This window comes from Hymenobacter glacialis (assembly GCF_001816165.1).
GTDB lineage: Bacteria > Bacteroidota > Bacteroidia > Cytophagales > Hymenobacteraceae > Hymenobacter > Hymenobacter glacialis.
In genome coordinates, this window is sequence record NZ_MDZC01000057.1 from 217050 (window position 1) to 231930 (window position 14881).

The window sequence follows — 14881 nt, forward strand, 5'->3', positions numbered from 1 at the left end:
GGAAACGAAAGTTGGGAAAGTAGCTAAAGGTCAAAAGTAGGCATTGCAACGTTGCAGTGGCACGATGTTCGGCCTTCATAGTTAAGGGCTAATCAGCGCTCTGGTCCGCGCCACCCCGTTGGCAAACCGGAACAGGCCCCCAGTGCGGCTGCCGAACAGGCCAAAAACACGAAAAGCAGCCATAAGCTGCTTTTCATTTTTCTATTTCCGGGAAATTAAGGTCAGTTCTGCAGAACCAGCCGCTTGGTGGAGGCTACTTTGCCGTCTATCAGCAGGCTGTAGAAGTACACGCCGGCGCGCAGGTTGCTCAGGTCCACGGGCAGGCCGGCGGCGGTGAGCTCCGGCTTGAGGGCAATGGTGCGCAACTCCTGTCCAATAATGTTGCTCACGCGCAGCTTGTAGTCGGTGCCGGGTTTCTGGTTCAGCTGCACCGTTACCTGGCCGCGGGTGGGGTTGGGGTACACGTTCAGGGAGATGCCCGCCGTGCGCGCATCGAGCGCGGCCGAAGGGGTGGCCACCACCGTGAGCACGCCGTACTGCCCGAAGCCGGGCGCCCCGTGGGCCTGGCAGTGGTACGGAAACACGCCGGGGGTGTTGAAGGTGATGGAGCGCGTCTTGTTGGCGTTGTCCATCGCGAAAGTGGGCCAGGCGCCAATGTCCGATACCGTGGGGTGACTGGACTGGCCCACGTAGCTCCAGGTCACCACGTCGCCCACGCTGATGGTGCGCAGGTCGGCCGTGCCCGTGGCGTTGCCCGGCCCGCGGTAGTAGTTGTCGCCCACCAGAATGGTGATGTTGGCCGCTACCGACGGCACCAGCGGCAAAGCCAGCAGGGCGAAGAAGGCAACAAACTGAGTAAAGAGTTTCATATCGAAAGCAGAAAAAGGTGAGCCAAAAGGGGCATGAGCCCGAATAGGACAAAGACAAGCACCGTGCCGGAATCGTGCCCCCAACGTAGAACTAACGCAAGACGCCGCCCCACGGATTGATAGACCACCAAAGGAGCCAAAAGTTGCTTGGCCGATGAATAAATAACCCGGTAAGAAGCCCGCCGGATGCCTGCGCAATTAATTTATTTAAAAATTTAAATGCTCAGAACCTTGATGCCAAAAAGGCCGAAAAGGTTGCTATAGGTGCCGGATTTCCTGCATGCCGAAGCGCCGCAGCTCGTTTCCGACCGCCACGGCCAGGCGGCCGTCTTCTTCTACCCCGACAATCTGGCCACTTACCGGCCGGCCCTCCACCGAAAATAAATGCGTCTCCTGGTAGCGGTATAGCGCCTGCAGGTACGCCTGCCGCAGCTGCCCCACCTGCCCGGCTCGTAGCTGCAGGTAGCGCCGCTCCAGGCACTCCAGTAGGCGCGCCGCCAGCACCTCGCGGGCATAGGAGCGCCCCGTGAGCTGGCTGAAGGAGGTAGCCGCGGGCAGTGCAAACTGCTGTTGGTTGATATTCAAACCGATACCAATGATACTGTGTTGAATTTTTGTGCCGCTCAGGCTGTTTTCAATGAGCACACCGCCCAGCTTTTGGTCGCCGTAGTACAAGTCATTGGGCCATTTCAGCTTGAGTTTGGGGCTAGGGCCGAGTAGCGCACCAGCCCAGTCGTGCAGGCCCAGAGCCACCGCCTGGCTCAGTAAAAACTGCTGGGCGGCGGCCAGAAACCTAGGCTGCCACACCACCGAAAGCATGAGATTTTCGGCGGGAGCGGCTTCCCACTGGTTGCCGCGCTGGCCCCGGCCGGCGGTCTGAAAGTCCGTAATTACGGTGCAGCCGTCGCTGGCCCGGTTTTGGACTATGAGGGCCTGGGCCTCCGTGTTGGTGGAGGCGCACACCGGCAACCACAGCAATTGCTGGCCCGTGAACAAGGTTTGGGGGGTAACAACCACTTCCTTCTTTCGCGTTTCGTTAACTTCGTAGACTTTCGGCTGCAAAGCTTAAACCTAATACCTCAATATGAAAAGCACGTTGGTCCGTCAGGATTCAGACACATTGGCAGATTTGGTCATCCGCGGGATGCAGGACAAGAAGGCGTCCGACATCGTGGTGCTGAATTTGAAGGAGCTCAAAAACGCCGTTGCCGACTATTTTATCATCTGCTCGGCCAATTCCGATACGCAGATTGAAGCAGTGGCCCGCTCGGTAGAAGAAGAAATTGAAAAGGTAACCGGCGAAAGCCCCTGGCAAACCGAAGGCCGCACCAACCGCGAGTGGGTGCTGCTGGACTACGTCGACGTGGTAGTGCACGTGTTCCTGCGCGACCGTCGCAAGTTCTACGCCCTCGAAGAACTGTGGGGCGATGCCGATATCAGCTACATCGAAGCCGAGCCGGCCTAATTACGCCGGCCCGGTTAAAATAAATACGCTGGTGAAGCGTCTACTCCAATCCGAACATTTGCTTTCGGCGGGGTGTTGGGCCTGTAGTTATACCTGATTTAACTAGCTATTTTCATGTCGGATAAAAATCCTAATAACAATAAGAAAAAGAAGCCCCTGATGCCCGCGCCCACTCCCCGGCCCGGCATGCAGCTGTGGGTGCTGGCCGGCTTGCTGTTGTTTCTGGTGGGGGTGATGTGGGTGAACAACACCAACTCGCCCACCAAAATCAACCAGCAGCGCTTCGAGCAGATGCTCACGGCGAGCGACGTGCGCGAAATCACCATCATCAACGAAAAAATGGTGGAGGTGAGCCTCAAGCCCGAGGCCCTGCGCAAGACCGAATACGCCCGGGAGCTCACGCGCCGCACGCCGTTTGGCACGGCCACTACCGGCGCGCAGTTTTACTTCCCCATCGTGGACGCTAAAGCGTTTCAGGAGAAGCTGGAAGAATTGCAGAAGGACGTGCCCGCTACCGAGCGCCTGGCGCTCAACATTGACTCCCGCCAGAGCCCCGGCGACTACATCGGCACCTACGGCTTCATCATTCTGATGATTGTCGGTTTCTGGTTCCTGATGCGCCGCATGGGCAGCGCCGGCGGCCCCGGCGGCCAGATTTTCAGCATCGGCAAGAGCAAAGCCGCGCTGTTTGAAGGCGGCGACAAGGTGAAAACCACGTTCAAGGACGTGGCCGGCCTGGAAGAAGCCAAGGAAGAAGTGCAGGAGATTGTGGAGTTCCTCAAGAACCCCAGCAAGTTCACCATTCTGGGTGGTAAAATCCCCAAGGGTGCCCTGCTGGTGGGCCCTCCCGGCACCGGCAAAACCCTGCTGGCCAAAGCCGTGGCTGGCGAGGCCGACGTGCCGTTCTTCTCGCTCTCGGGTTCCGACTTTGTGGAAATGTTCGTGGGTGTGGGCGCGGCCCGGGTGCGCGACTTGTTTAAGCAAGCCAAAGCCAAAGCGCCCTGCATCATCTTTATCGATGAGATTGACGCAGTGGGCCGTAGCCGTTCGCGTGGTTCCACGCCTGGCGGCAACGACGAGCGCGAGAATACGCTAAACTCGCTGCTGGTGGAAATGGACGGTTTCGGTACCGACTCGGGGGTTATCATCCTCGCCGCTACCAACCGCCCCGATACCCTGGACTCCGCTCTGCTGCGTCCCGGCCGTTTCGACCGTCAAATCAGCATCGACAAGCCGGATATCAACGGCCGGACTGAAATTTTCCAGGTGCACCTCAAGCCGCTCACGCTGGGCCCCGACGTGGATGCCCGTCGCCTATCGGCGCAGACGCCCGGCTTTGCCGGCGCCGAGATTGCCAACGTCTGCAACGAAGCGGCCCTGATTGCTGCCCGTCGCGACAAGAAATTCATCACCGACCAGGACTTCACCGACGCCATCGACCGCGTGATTGGGGGCCTGGAGAAGAAGAACAAAATCATCTCGCCCGGCGAAAAGCGCATCGTGGCCTACCACGAAGCCGGTCACGCCATCGCGGGCTGGTTCCTGGAACACGTCGACCCGCTGGTGAAGGTGAGCATTGTGCCCCGCGGTGTGGCGGCCCTTGGCTACGCCCAATACCTGCCCAAAGAGCAATTCCTGTACAACACCGAGCAGCTGATTGACGAGATGTGCATGGCCCTGGGTGGCCGGGCCGCCGAGGAGCTGGTGTTTGGTAAGATTTCTACCGGCGCCCTGAGCGACCTGGAGCGCATCACCAAAATGGCGTACTCCATCGTGACGATGTATGGCATGAACGCCAAGCTCGGCAACGTGTCGTTCTACGACTCCAAGGGCCAGAGCGAGTACGGTTTCTCGAAGCCGTATTCAGAAGCCACGTCGCAGATGATAGACGAAGAAGTTCGCACCATCATCGAAAACGCCTACACCCGCACCAAGGAACTCCTCACCGAGCGCCGCCACGAGCTGGAAGTAGTGGCCAAGGAACTGCTGGAAAAAGAAGTACTGCAGCAGGAAGACCTGACCCGTCTGGTCGGCCCGCGCCCCTTCGACACCCAGACCAACTACCAGGCCCACATGGCCGGCACCGACCGCAGCGAAACCGCCTCGGAAGTGCGCGGCGAGCAAGCCGCCGCCGGTGTCATCAGCGACCTGCCTGAGCTGCACCTGCCCGGCATCGACGACGACCGTTCGACGCGTCCCGGCAACGATGTGGAAGCCGGCAGCGCCGCTTCGCCCATGTAAGCCAATGCTTCTTGCATACTAAAAAAAGCCAGCCCGCAACGGCTGGCTTTTTTTGTGGGCTTTGCGGGGCTGCGCGCTGCTATTGCCGGGCCGGTTACCTTTGACTTTCTTTTACCCGCTTCCCTTTCTATGGCAGAATCATCGCGCGAGGCCATTCTGACCCGCATCCGCCAAGGGCTGGCGCAGCCTGCGCCGCTGCCGCCCCGGCCCGATTTTGCCGCGCCCGTGCACCCGCCGCTCACCAACCCCGACGCGGTGGTGGCGTTTGCCGAGAGCTTCCAGCGCGTGGGCGGCGAGTTCTACTACTGTGAGTCGCCGGCGCATCTGGCCGAGCAGCTGACGGCTTTCCAGAAGCGCCGGCAGGTGGGGGCGCCCTACGTGTGGGAGCCCGAACTGCAGGCCCTGCTGCAGGCGGCTGGCGTTGCCTTTTTAGCCGATGAAACCCGGTTTGTGGAGCAGGCCGACCTGGGGCTGACGTCCTGCGAAGCCTTGGTGGCCCGCACGGGCAGCATACTGGTGGCCGCCGCCACGGCCAGCGGCCGCCGCCTGAGCATCTACCCCGACCAGCACCTGGTGGTGGCCCGCCCCAGCCAGGTGGTGGCCGAAATCGGCGATGCGCTGCGCGTGGTACAGGCCCGCTACGGCAAGCAGATGCCCTCCATGATTTCGCTTACTTCCGGCCCCAGCCGCACCGCCGACATTGAGAAAACGCTGGTGCTGGGCGCCCACGGCCCGCGCCGCCTCGTGTTGTTTCTGCTGGAAGAAGACGAAGTTTCAACGCCCGCATCCTGACCCAACGCGCCGGGATTTCCCGCGCGCAACTCTTTTACCCTGCACTGATTGCATGAAGCCACCCCGCACGTTACCCGACTTGGCGCTGCTGCCCGGCCGCCGGGTGTACTTCGCCTCTGATTTTCATCTGGGGGCGCCCGATGCGGCTTCGTCGCTGGAACGGGAGCGGCGCATTGTGCGCTGGCTGGACGAAGCGGCCAAAGACGCCGCCGCCATTTACCTTTTAGGCGATATTTTCGACTTTTGGTTTGAGTACAAGCACGCCATTCCGCGCGGCTTCAGCCGCCTGCAGGGCAAGCTGGCCGAGCTAACTGATGCGGGCCTGCCCATCACCATCTTCACCGGCAACCACGACATGTGGATGTTTGGCTACTTCACCCAGGAAATGGGGATTCCGGTGCTGCGCCATGAGGTGACGCAGCGCATCGGCAACCAGCTCTTTCACATCGGGCACGGCGACGGGCTGGGGCCGAAGGACTACAGCTACAAGGCCCTCAAGCGGGTGTTTTCCTCCTCGCTGGCGCAGTGGCTGTTTGCGCGGCTGCACCCCAACTTTGGCATTGGCTTGGCCAACAAGTGGAGCCGCCGCAGCCGCATGCAAACCGGCAAAGACGACACCAAATACTTCGGCGACGAAGAATGGCTGCTGCAGTACTGCCGCGAGCAGGAAACGCGCCTGCACCACGATTACTACGTGTTCGGCCACCGCCACCTGCCTCTGGATGTGGCCGTAGGCCCCGGCAGCCGCTACGTCAACCTCGGCGAATGGGTCAATTATTGCTCTTACGGGGTGTATGATGGTAGCGAGCTGGCCCTTCGGCATTTTGAGAAGTAAGCACAATGAACAATAAAAAGAACGTCATGCTGCGCTTGCCGAAGCATCTCTACCGCGCGAGTAATCTAGTTACTGCTGCGGTAAAGATGCTTCGGCAAGCGCAGCATGACGTTTCCTCTGGGTTAGTTCTTTCCTTGTGCCTGCTCACCACCGCTGCCTGCGCCCAGGTCGCGGCGCCCTCCGCGGCGTCTGTGGCGCCCGCGGCCAGGCAGATAGCGGCGCCCGTGCAAGCCGTAGCGGTACCTGCGGCTGACGGTGCATCTGCCGCCGCCTGGAAATTTATCCGCCTCATCAAGCTGCGCAACCCCGGCGCGGCGTCGCTGGACCGACGCGGTGCGCTCTACGTGGCCGATGCCGACAACAACCTGCGCCAGTACAGCCCCCAGGGCCTGCTGCTGAACACCTACGCGCCTGCCCAGCCCGGCAACGTGGCCCAGGTAGAGGCCTGGAACGTGACCACCACGCTGGTCTTTAACGACGACCGGCAGCAGCTGGTCCTGCTCGACCGCTTCCTGACACTCATCACCGAAATGCGTCTGGCCGACTTCCTGGACGGCACGGTGCGTGTGGCCACGCTAGCGCCCGACAACCGCATCTGGCTGCTCGACGAAAGCAACCTGGTGCTGCGCGAGTTCGACCCCAACACCCGGCTCGTCATTCAAAATACCCCGCTGGATTTGATTATTGGCCGCGCCCGGCCGGACTTCCGCTTCCTGCGGCAGTACCAGAACAATACCTACTTAGTGGACCGGAACACGGGCATTTACGTGTTCGACAACCTGGGCACGTACCGGATGAAGATGCCCATCGCCGGCCTGAACATGGTAGGCTTTCGGGGCGATGAGCTGTACTACTTCGCCGACGGGGCGCTGCACTTTACGCACCTCTACAACCAGACCGAACGCCGCGTGGCCCTGCCCGCCGACGTGCCGGCGGCCGAGGTGCGTCAGGTGCTGGTAGGGGAAGGGTTTGCGTATATTTTCACTGCAGCGGGAGTGTCAGTGTATCAATGCAACTAGCGGCTGGTAGTGATGAGCTAGGGATAATGGAGGCGAGGTCAGGGGTAACCTCTGGAAAAGTAGGTGCGTTAGGTTTAGCCAGTCCTTCCATCTTCCATTATTTCCACTTTTCATGAAAGCACTCCGAATTCACGGCATGCGCGATGTTCGCGTGGACACCGTAGACGACCCCAAACTGCTTGATTCCCGCGACGCCATCATTCGCGTGACCAGCACGGCCATTTGCGGGTCCGACCTGCACATCTACAACGGCAGCATTCCGCAGCCCCGGCCCATGGTGCTGGGCCACGAGTTTATGGGCATTGTGGAGGAAGTAGGCAAGGGCGTGGGCAACCTCAAGCGCGGCGACCGGGTGGTGGTGCCGTTCCCCATTGCCTGCGGGCACTGCCTGTTTTGCAACCACGAGCTGCCCGGCCACTGTGAAAACTCCAACCCCGAACACTACGGCCCCGAGGGCGGCCTGATGACCGAAAAAGGCGGGGCTCTCTTCGGCTACACCGACCTGTACGGCGGCTACGACGGCGGCCAGGCCGAGTACGCCCGCGTGCCCTACGCCGACTTCGGCCCCCGCAAAGTGCCGGACAACCTCACCGACGAGCAGGTACTGTTTCTCACCGATATCTTCCCCACCGGCTACTCTGGCATCGACTGGGCCAATGTGAAGGGTGGCGAAGTGGTGGCCATTTTTGGCGCTGGGCCGGTGGGCATCATGGCGGCCAAGTCGGCGTGGCTGCGCGGGGCCAGCCGCGTCATCATCGTCGACACCCAGGCTTACCGCCTCGACCTGGCCGCCAAAGCTGCCAACGCCGAGGGCATTCTTTGGGAAAACCACGACCAGGTGGTGGACGAAATCCGGAGCAAGAGCCGCGGCTACGGCGCCGATGTAGTGGTAGAAGCCGTGGGCTTCGAGCCCGACCGCAACCTGCTCGACCGCGCCAAGGCCGTAATCAACGTGGAAAAAGGCTCCGACAAGGTGCTGCTGGCCTGCCTGAGCGCCGTGCGCCGCGGCGGCTACGTGTCGGTGCTGGGCGTGTACTCCTCGCCCTTCGACAACTTCCCCATCCATCAGTTCTTCGACAAAGGCCTCACCATTCAGGGCGGCCAGGCCCCGGCCCACAAGCACATCGACAAGCTGCTGAAGCACGTGTCGGACGGCGACGTGCGCCTCGACGACATCATTTCGCACCGCCTGCCACTCAGCCAGGCCCCGCACGGCTACGACATCTTCCGCAACAAAAAGGACAACTGCACCAAAGTGGTGCTGAAGCCCGGCGCCTAGCGCCTGCCGCGGAACGCTCACGCGACAAGTTCTCACCGGAACGATTCCATAAAAAAGGAACCTGCTCACTGCAGGTTCCTTTTTTTGTGGACTGCGGCGTTGTAAGACAGCCGGAATAATCTGGTCTGGTTATCTTTGACTAGAGACGAGCTAAGCTGATTTTTCTACCAGGAAACCTGCCTACATGGGAGCACCACAACGCGGGCCTACGGGCTGCAACACAACAAGCAGCACGCTGCGGCGGGGCACAAAAGCGGCCCTGCTTGCGGTGCTGCTTTCGGCGCAGGCCGTGGTGGCCCAAACCCAGCTTCGGCCCGAGGTGCAGGCCAAGTTGGCCCCCGGCCTTCAGGCCATCGCGCTGCAGAAAACCACCCGCTCCGTACGCGTGCGCGTGACCGACCCCGCGGCTTTCCGGCAGTGGCTGGGACAGCACCTGCCCGCCGCCCGCGCCACGCAGCCCACGCCCGCGGCCCGCACCCTCACCGTAGCGAACCTGAGCGGTGCCGCGCTGGCCCAGCTGGCGGCCTGCCCATTGGTGAGCTTTGTGGACGTAGCCGACCGTCCCGCCCACCAGGAGCGGCAGCTGAACAACTCCGACCTGTCGGTGAATGCCATTGCGGCGGTGCACGCCCGCTTTCCGGAGCTGGCGGGGCAGGGCCACACGGTTTCGGTGAAGGAACTGCCCTTTGATGCGACCGACATTGATTTTAAGGGCCGGGTGGTAGGCGCCAACGGTTTTCCGAAGCCGCCTTCGCCCCACGCCACCGACATGGCCACGCTCATCGGCGGTGCCGGCAACTCCAGCCCCCAGGGCCGGGGCGTGGCCCGGCAGGTGCGGCTGGCCACTTCCAACTTTGCCCGCCTGCTGCCCGACGAGGACCAGCAACTGGTGCCGGCCGGCATTTCGGTGCAAAACCATTCTTATGGCACGGGCATCGAGAACTACTACGGGCTCGAATCGCAGGACTACGACCGGCAGGTGCGGGCCTATCCGACCCTGTTGCACGTTTTCTCCTCCGGTAATTCGGGCCTGCTGACCAGCGACGCCGGTCCGTACCGCAACATTCCCCGCGTAGCCAACCTCACGGGCCAGTTCAAGATGTCGAAGAACACCCTGAGCGTGGGCGCCACCGGCCCTGCCGGACAAGTTGATGTGCTCAGCTCGCGCGGCCCGGCCTACGACGGCCGCGTGAAGCCGGAGCTGGTGGCCTACGGCGAAGGCGGTTCTTCCGAGTCGGCGGCCCTCGTTTCAGGCATAAGCGTGCTGCTGCACCAGGTGTACCGCGACCAGAACAACGGCGCACTGCCTTCCGCCGCCCTTGTTAAAGCTGTGCTGCTGAACAGCGCCGACGACATCGGCCGGCCCGCGGTGGACTTTGTGAGCGGCTTCGGACAGGCCGATGCCCTGGGTGCCATTCGCACCATGCGCAACAAGCAGTATTTCAGCGAAACGGTCACCACGGGCTCGCAGCAGCTCTTCACCATCTCGATACCGGCTGGCACGGCGCAACTCAAGGCCACCTTGGCATGGAACGACCCCGAAGCGGCTGCCAACGCCACGGGCTCGCTCGTCAATGATTTGGACCTGGCCGTTCTGGACCTGAGCACCGGCAAGGAAATTTATCCTTGGGTGCTGAGCACGTTTCCCCACGCCGATTCGCTGGCGCTGCCCGCCCGCCGTGGGCTCGACCGGTTGAACAACGTAGAACAGGTGACCGTGAACCTGCCGGCGGCGGGTACCTACGTTCTGCGGGTGCGGGGCACCAGCGTGCTCCAGGGCCCGCAAGCCTTCAGCCTGGCCTATGAGATAAACGCCCCTGGCCTGGAATGGACGAGCCCACCCACCGTAGGCAACGTGCGGCCCGGCGCCACCACCACCCTGCGCTGGCAGTGGCACGGTCCCGCCACCGCCGCCCGGCTGGAATACCGGCCCGTGGGCGCAGCGCAGTGGCGCGTGGTGAACCCCGGCGTGGCCCTCGCCGAAAACCGCACTGCCTGGGCCGTGCCCGATACCACCACACTGGCGCAGTTGCGCCTGGTAGCAGGCAGCCAGGTCTTTACCTCCGATGAATTTGCCATTGTGCGGGTGCCGCCCGTGCAGGTAGGCTACGCCTGCCCCGATGAGGCGCTGCTGCAATGGGCCCGGGTGCCCGGCGCCACGCAGTACCAGGTGTACCAGCTCGGAGCTACCATGCTGGAGCCCCTCTTACGCACCGCCGACACCACCCTGGTGCTCAGCCGCACCCAGCTGGCCACCCGGCACTACGCGGTAGCGCCGGTGCTGCGGGGCCAGCTGACCGAGCCCGGCAGTACCATCGACTACACCACCCAGGGCACCGCGTGCTACTTCCGCTCGTTTCTGGTCCGGCAGCTGGTCGGCGACGTGGTGCGCTTCGACGTGGAACTGGGGAGTGTGTTTCGGTTGAAGTCGGCCACCCTGGAGCGCATGGGCACGGGTAGCTTTGAAGCTGTGCAAACCATCTCACCGGTTGCCCAAACCCGCTTTCTGATGACCGATGTGCCGCCAGCTGCCGGCCGCTACCTCTACCGCGTGCGGCTGGAAAACCTGGCGGGCCAGCTGTTCTACAGCACCGTGGAAGAAGCCTTCCTGTTGCAGTCCGGTGCCGCTCAGGCATACCCCAACCCCGTGCCAGCCGGCGACGTCCTGAAACTGGTGGCCAACACCAGCGCCGCGGTCAGCATTCAGCTATTTGATATGCTGGGCAAATTCCAGCGCGAAACCAAAGTCGATGGGGTCATCAACACCATTGACACCCAGGGCCTGAAGCCGGGTTTGTACCTGCTGCGTGTGCGACTGGAAAACCAGGCCGAGCAAATCATTCGGGTCGTCATTCAATAAGTCCATTATTGCGGCCACGGCCGCACCCGGCAACAACAAAAAGCCCCGACTCGCAGGAGTCGGGGCTTTTTGGTAAGAGTGCTAAGCGGCTAGTACAGCGCGTTCAGAGCCGTTTTGTCATTGGAATTGAACGGGCGGTTCTGACCGCCGCCGATGCAGGCCAGCATGAAGGAGTTGGGGTCGGCGGCGGCCGGCGTGCCGGGAATCAGGATAGCACCAACCGTGCTGGCGCCTTCGTTGCTGGTCGAACCACCACAGCTGTAGCTGCGGTCCATGTAGTCGGTGTGGCGGAAGCCGATGCAGTGGCCCACTTCGTGCGCCAGAATGGTGGCGATGTAGGTGGTGGGGTTGGCTGTGCCAATGGCACCGGAGTTAATCAGAACCTGGTTGTGGGGGTCGCCAGCGCTGGTAGGAAAGCCCGCCGATGCCAGATAACGCGCACTCTTGGGCGCCTGTGCCAAAACGATGTCTCCGCCCGATGACACCCGCGTCATGGAGAGGGTCAGGTTTTCGGCGTTGTAGCGAGCAATCATTTCGTCAGTGGCCGTTACATAAGCAGCGGGCAACGAAGTTGATACCGAAATCGTGATGTTGCGGCCCGTGCCGGCGTTTACCAGGTTAGTGGTGCGGTACTGCTCCTCGGCACCCACGCGCATGAGCTTCACCGGGCTGGGGTTGGCCAGGTCTTGTGGGGTGAGGAAAATGTCGCCTTCCACAATGTAGCCGCCTTCTACGGCCATAGCGCCTTGGGAAGTAAAGCCCAATTGCTTGATTTGGCTCAGGACTTCCTTGCTCACCTCGTCGGATTTGGTCAGCGACTCGCTCTCTTTGGAGCAGGACGTGAAGGAGAGGGCGGAAACAAAGCACAGGCCGGCGGCAAGTATGTTTTTTGTGTTCATAGGAGGGAAAAGGGTTTTAAAAAAAAAGAAAAGGTTGAAAATGTGCCAGTAAGAAAATGATTGGCTGAATTCCTGGGTTTCTGACTTAAAAGAATGCGGTTGAAAATTAAAGACCCTGGTTTGCAAACAGTCTTTAGGCGCCTAGAAGTAGCTGAGCAAGTACCTGAGCTACTAGTACACGTAGCTAAGGGCCGTTACGTCGCTCGAAGTGAACGGACGGTTTTGGCCGCTGCCTACGCAAGCCAGCATCCACGAGCCAGCGCTAGCGGTGGTAGGAGTGCCGGGAATGTGGATAGCGCCCACTGTGCTAGCACCTTCGTTGGAGAAAGCACCGCCACAGCTGTAGCTGCGGTCCATGTAGTCGGTGTGGCGGAAGCCGATGCAGTGGCCCATTTCGTGCGCCAGTACGGTTGCGATGTACGTGCTGGCGTTGGCAGTGCCCATGGCGTCGGAGTTTACCTGAACCTTGTTGAAAGGATTGCCGCCCGAAGGGAAACCTGCGGAAGCCAGGTAGGAAGAGCCATCAGGCGCCTTGGTCATAAGGATGTTATAGGTACCCGACGAAACGCGCTGAAACTTTATCAGCAAGCTCTGGGCGTTATAGCGACGGATAGCCTCGTCCGTGGCCGTTACATAAGCCGATGGAAGGGTAGTAGAAACGGCAACGGTGATAGTACGGCCCGAGCCCACGCTCACCAGGTTGCTGGTGCGGTATTGCTCTTGGTCGCCCACGCGCAGCAGGCTGTACTCAGGCTTGGTGGCCAGGTTCTCATCGGTGATGACGATGTCGCCCTCCACCAAATAGCCGCCTTCCACGCGCTGAATGCCGTCGGTTGTCAGGCCCATTTCCTTAATCTGGCTAATGACTGCCTTGGACACGCCAATTTCTTGAATTGGTGCTACAGCCTCCTTTTCTTTTGAGCAGGAAGAGAGTGCCAACACCGAAGTGGTGAATAAGGCGGCAGCGGATAGTACATTTTTGAGTTTCATTTGTTTGTTTTCTTTTGGTAGGTGAAAAATTGTTAAAGGATGGACGCAATTAGAAGAGAATTAATGTGATTGACAATAGGATAATAGCTAAATATTAAAAATATTTCAAAATAAGCGTTCAATTGACTCTAAAGGCATTTGTGACTATACCTATAATATCCATTTGCCAAAATTTTGTACGTTTCTTAACAAAGTCACAATGTTTTGTTCGCAGTGCTTGTTTAATCTTATGCTTAAATTCCCTCATCAAGCCAGGAATGGCTTACTTAGCGGGGCCTGCGGGCCCAAAGTGCCCTAGCCGAATTTCGTATCTTTGCTAGGACCTGAATTTTCGTGGAAAACTTATTTTCCCTCAACTATATAAAACTGTACTAGTGGCTTGTTCATCATGTTCTTCCGCCGGGGGCTGCGGCACCAAACCGGGCGGCTGCAAATCCAACGGGGGCTGTAGCACCGGAGGGTGCAACCGCCTCAATGTATTCGATTGGTTACAAGACGTGGAAATGCCGGACTCTTTTGCCGGCTTCGATATCGTAGAAATCCGCTTCAAGGGCGGTCGTAAAGAGTTTATGCGCAACGACCAGCGCCTGCCGCTGGTCACCGGCGATGCCGTGGTGGTAGACGCCGCCGGCTCCGGCTGGCACCTGGGCCACGTGAGCCTGAAGGGCGAACTGGTGCGCCTGCAGATGCGCAAAAAGAAAGTGCCCACCGACTCCAAGGAAATCCGCAACATCCTGCGCATAGCCTCGCCCGACGACGTGGAGCGCTGGGAAGCCGTGCGCGACCTGGAAAACGGCACCATGTTCCGGGCCCGCGCCATGGTGGGCGAGCTGCGCCTGCGCATGAAGCTGAGCGACGTGGAATACCAAGCCGACCGCACCCGCGCCTTATTCTACTATTCGGCCGAGGACCGGGTCGACTTCCGCGAGCTCATCCGCCGCCTGGCCGACGAGTTCCGGGTGCGCGTGGAGATGCGCCAGATATCGCTGCGCCAGGAGGCTGGCCGCATTGGTGGCATTGGCGTGTGCGGCCGCGAGCTGTGCTGCTCTACGTGGCTGCAGGACTTCAAAACCGTGAGCACCACGGCCGCCCGCTACCAAAACCTGAGCCTGAACCCGCAGAAGCTGGCCGGCCAGTGCGGCCGCCTCAAGTGCTGCCTCAACTACGAGCTTGATGCCTACCTCGACGCCCTGAAGGACATTCCGCAGGTGCAGCGCCCGCTGCAAACTGCCAGAGGCGAGGCGTTTTTGCAGAAGACGGACATCTTCCGCCGCCGCATGTGGTTTGCCTTCAAAGGCGACAACAACTGGGTGATGCTGGACACGTCCCGCGTGCGGGAGCTGCTGGAAATGAACAAGCGCGGCGAGAAAATCGAAAGCTTGCTGCCTCCCCGCGAGGAGGCCCCCGAGCCCGAAGTATCGGCCATTGTGGAAGGCTCGCTCGACCGCCTCGACGACAAGATAAAGTCGAGCAGCAAGCGCACCAAGCGCAAGAAAACCCGTGGCGAAGGCGATGCGCCCGAAGCCCGCGCCCCGCGCGAAACCCGCGAGCCGCGGGAGCCCCGCGCTGCCGGCGAAACCCCCCACCGAGCCCCGCGAGGCCCGGCCGCCCCCGTGAGCCGCGTGACGGGCC

The 14881-nt window shown here is 60.9% G+C and carries 12 protein-coding genes; 8 read left to right on the forward strand and 4 right to left on the reverse strand.

The genetic code is table 11. From position 1 onward, the window contains the following. Positions 1-221: 221 nt before the first annotated feature. Positions 222-869, reverse strand: coding sequence for a T9SS type A sorting domain-containing protein (locus tag BEN48_RS08845; RefSeq protein WP_070734212.1), 648 nt, complete (start codon positions 867-869; stop codon positions 222-224). A gap of 258 nt (positions 870-1127) precedes the next feature. Continuing rightward, complete coding sequence (locus tag BEN48_RS08850; RefSeq protein ID WP_083320901.1) at positions 1128-1931, reverse strand: biotin--[acetyl-CoA-carboxylase] ligase; 804 nt, start codon at positions 1929-1931, stop codon at positions 1128-1130. Between the two features lie 22 nt (positions 1932-1953). Here BEN48_RS08850 and rsfS point away from each other — a divergent pair, with 22 nt between their 5' ends. The 7 genes from rsfS (at position 1954) to BEN48_RS08885 (ending at position 11360) form a co-directional block, all read left to right on the forward strand. Beyond that, complete coding sequence (rsfS, locus tag BEN48_RS08855; protein WP_070734213.1) at positions 1954-2334, forward strand: ribosome silencing factor; 381 nt, start codon at positions 1954-1956, stop codon at positions 2332-2334. Between the two features lie 114 nt (positions 2335-2448). Continuing rightward, positions 2449-4575 carry an ATP-dependent zinc metalloprotease FtsH gene (gene ftsH, locus BEN48_RS08860; protein WP_070734214.1) on the forward strand — a complete coding sequence of 709 codons (2127 nt, stop codon included), beginning with the start codon at positions 2449-2451 and terminating at the stop codon, positions 4573-4575. 129 nt (positions 4576-4704) lie between these two features. Continuing rightward, positions 4705-5367 carry a LutC/YkgG family protein gene (locus BEN48_RS08865; protein WP_070734215.1) on the forward strand — a complete coding sequence of 221 codons (663 nt, stop codon included), beginning with the start codon at positions 4705-4707 and terminating at the stop codon, positions 5365-5367. Between the two features lie 52 nt (positions 5368-5419). Further along, the gene (locus tag BEN48_RS08870) at positions 5420-6202 is read left to right on the forward strand and encodes a UDP-2,3-diacylglucosamine diphosphatase (protein ID WP_070734216.1); all 783 of its coding nucleotides are present in this window, start codon (positions 5420-5422) and stop codon (positions 6200-6202) included. A gap of 134 nt (positions 6203-6336) precedes the next feature. Beyond that, a complete protein-coding gene (locus BEN48_RS08875; protein WP_070734217.1) occupies positions 6337-7221 on the forward strand; it encodes a hypothetical protein in 885 nt (294 codons plus the stop codon). Positions 7222-7333: 112 nt separating this feature from the next. Continuing rightward, positions 7334-8500, forward strand: a complete 1167-nt coding sequence (locus BEN48_RS08880; RefSeq protein WP_070734218.1) for a zinc-dependent alcohol dehydrogenase — start codon at positions 7334-7336, stop codon at positions 8498-8500. 184 nt (positions 8501-8684) lie between these two features. Then, a complete protein-coding gene (locus tag BEN48_RS08885; RefSeq protein WP_083320902.1) occupies positions 8685-11360 on the forward strand; it encodes a S8 family serine peptidase in 2676 nt (891 codons plus the stop codon). A gap of 89 nt (positions 11361-11449) precedes the next feature. Here the strand turns inward: BEN48_RS08885 and BEN48_RS08890 are convergent, their stop codons facing one another. Both BEN48_RS08890 and BEN48_RS08895 read right to left on the reverse strand, forming a co-directional pair. After that, positions 11450-12259 (reverse strand): M57 family metalloprotease, encoded by an 810-nt coding sequence (locus tag BEN48_RS08890; RefSeq protein ID WP_070734243.1) that lies wholly within the window; start codon positions 12257-12259, stop codon positions 11450-11452. 171 nt (positions 12260-12430) lie between these two features. Further along, positions 12431-13138 (reverse strand): M57 family metalloprotease, encoded by a 708-nt coding sequence (locus BEN48_RS08895; RefSeq protein WP_241502222.1) that lies wholly within the window; start codon positions 13136-13138, stop codon positions 12431-12433. 614 nt (positions 13139-13752) lie between these two features. Between BEN48_RS08895 and BEN48_RS08900 the strand changes: the two genes are divergently transcribed. Further along, a partial coding sequence (locus BEN48_RS08900) for a PSP1 domain-containing protein (protein ID WP_083320903.1) occupies positions 13753-14881 on the forward strand: 1129 nt, incomplete at its 3' end.

Coding starts and splice junctions, on each gene's coding strand:
- rsfS (WP_070734213.1), top strand. CDS start 1,954: ATGAAAAGCACGTTGGTCCGTCAGGATTCAGACACATTGGCAGATTTG.
- BEN48_RS08845 (WP_070734212.1), bottom strand. CDS start 869: ATGAAACTCTTTACTCAGTTTGTTGCCTTCTTCGCCCTGCTGGCTTTG.
- BEN48_RS08870 (WP_070734216.1), top strand. CDS start 5,420: ATGAAGCCACCCCGCACGTTACCCGACTTGGCGCTGCTGCCCGGCCGC.
- BEN48_RS08885 (WP_083320902.1), top strand. CDS start 8,685: ATGGGAGCACCACAACGCGGGCCTACGGGCTGCAACACAACAAGCAGC.
- BEN48_RS08865 (WP_070734215.1), top strand. CDS start 4,705: ATGGCAGAATCATCGCGCGAGGCCATTCTGACCCGCATCCGCCAAGGG.
- ftsH (WP_070734214.1), top strand. CDS start 2,449: ATGTCGGATAAAAATCCTAATAACAATAAGAAAAAGAAGCCCCTGATG.
- BEN48_RS08880 (WP_070734218.1), top strand. CDS start 7,334: ATGAAAGCACTCCGAATTCACGGCATGCGCGATGTTCGCGTGGACACC.
- BEN48_RS08890 (WP_070734243.1), bottom strand. CDS start 12,259: ATGAACACAAAAAACATACTTGCCGCCGGCCTGTGCTTTGTTTCCGCC.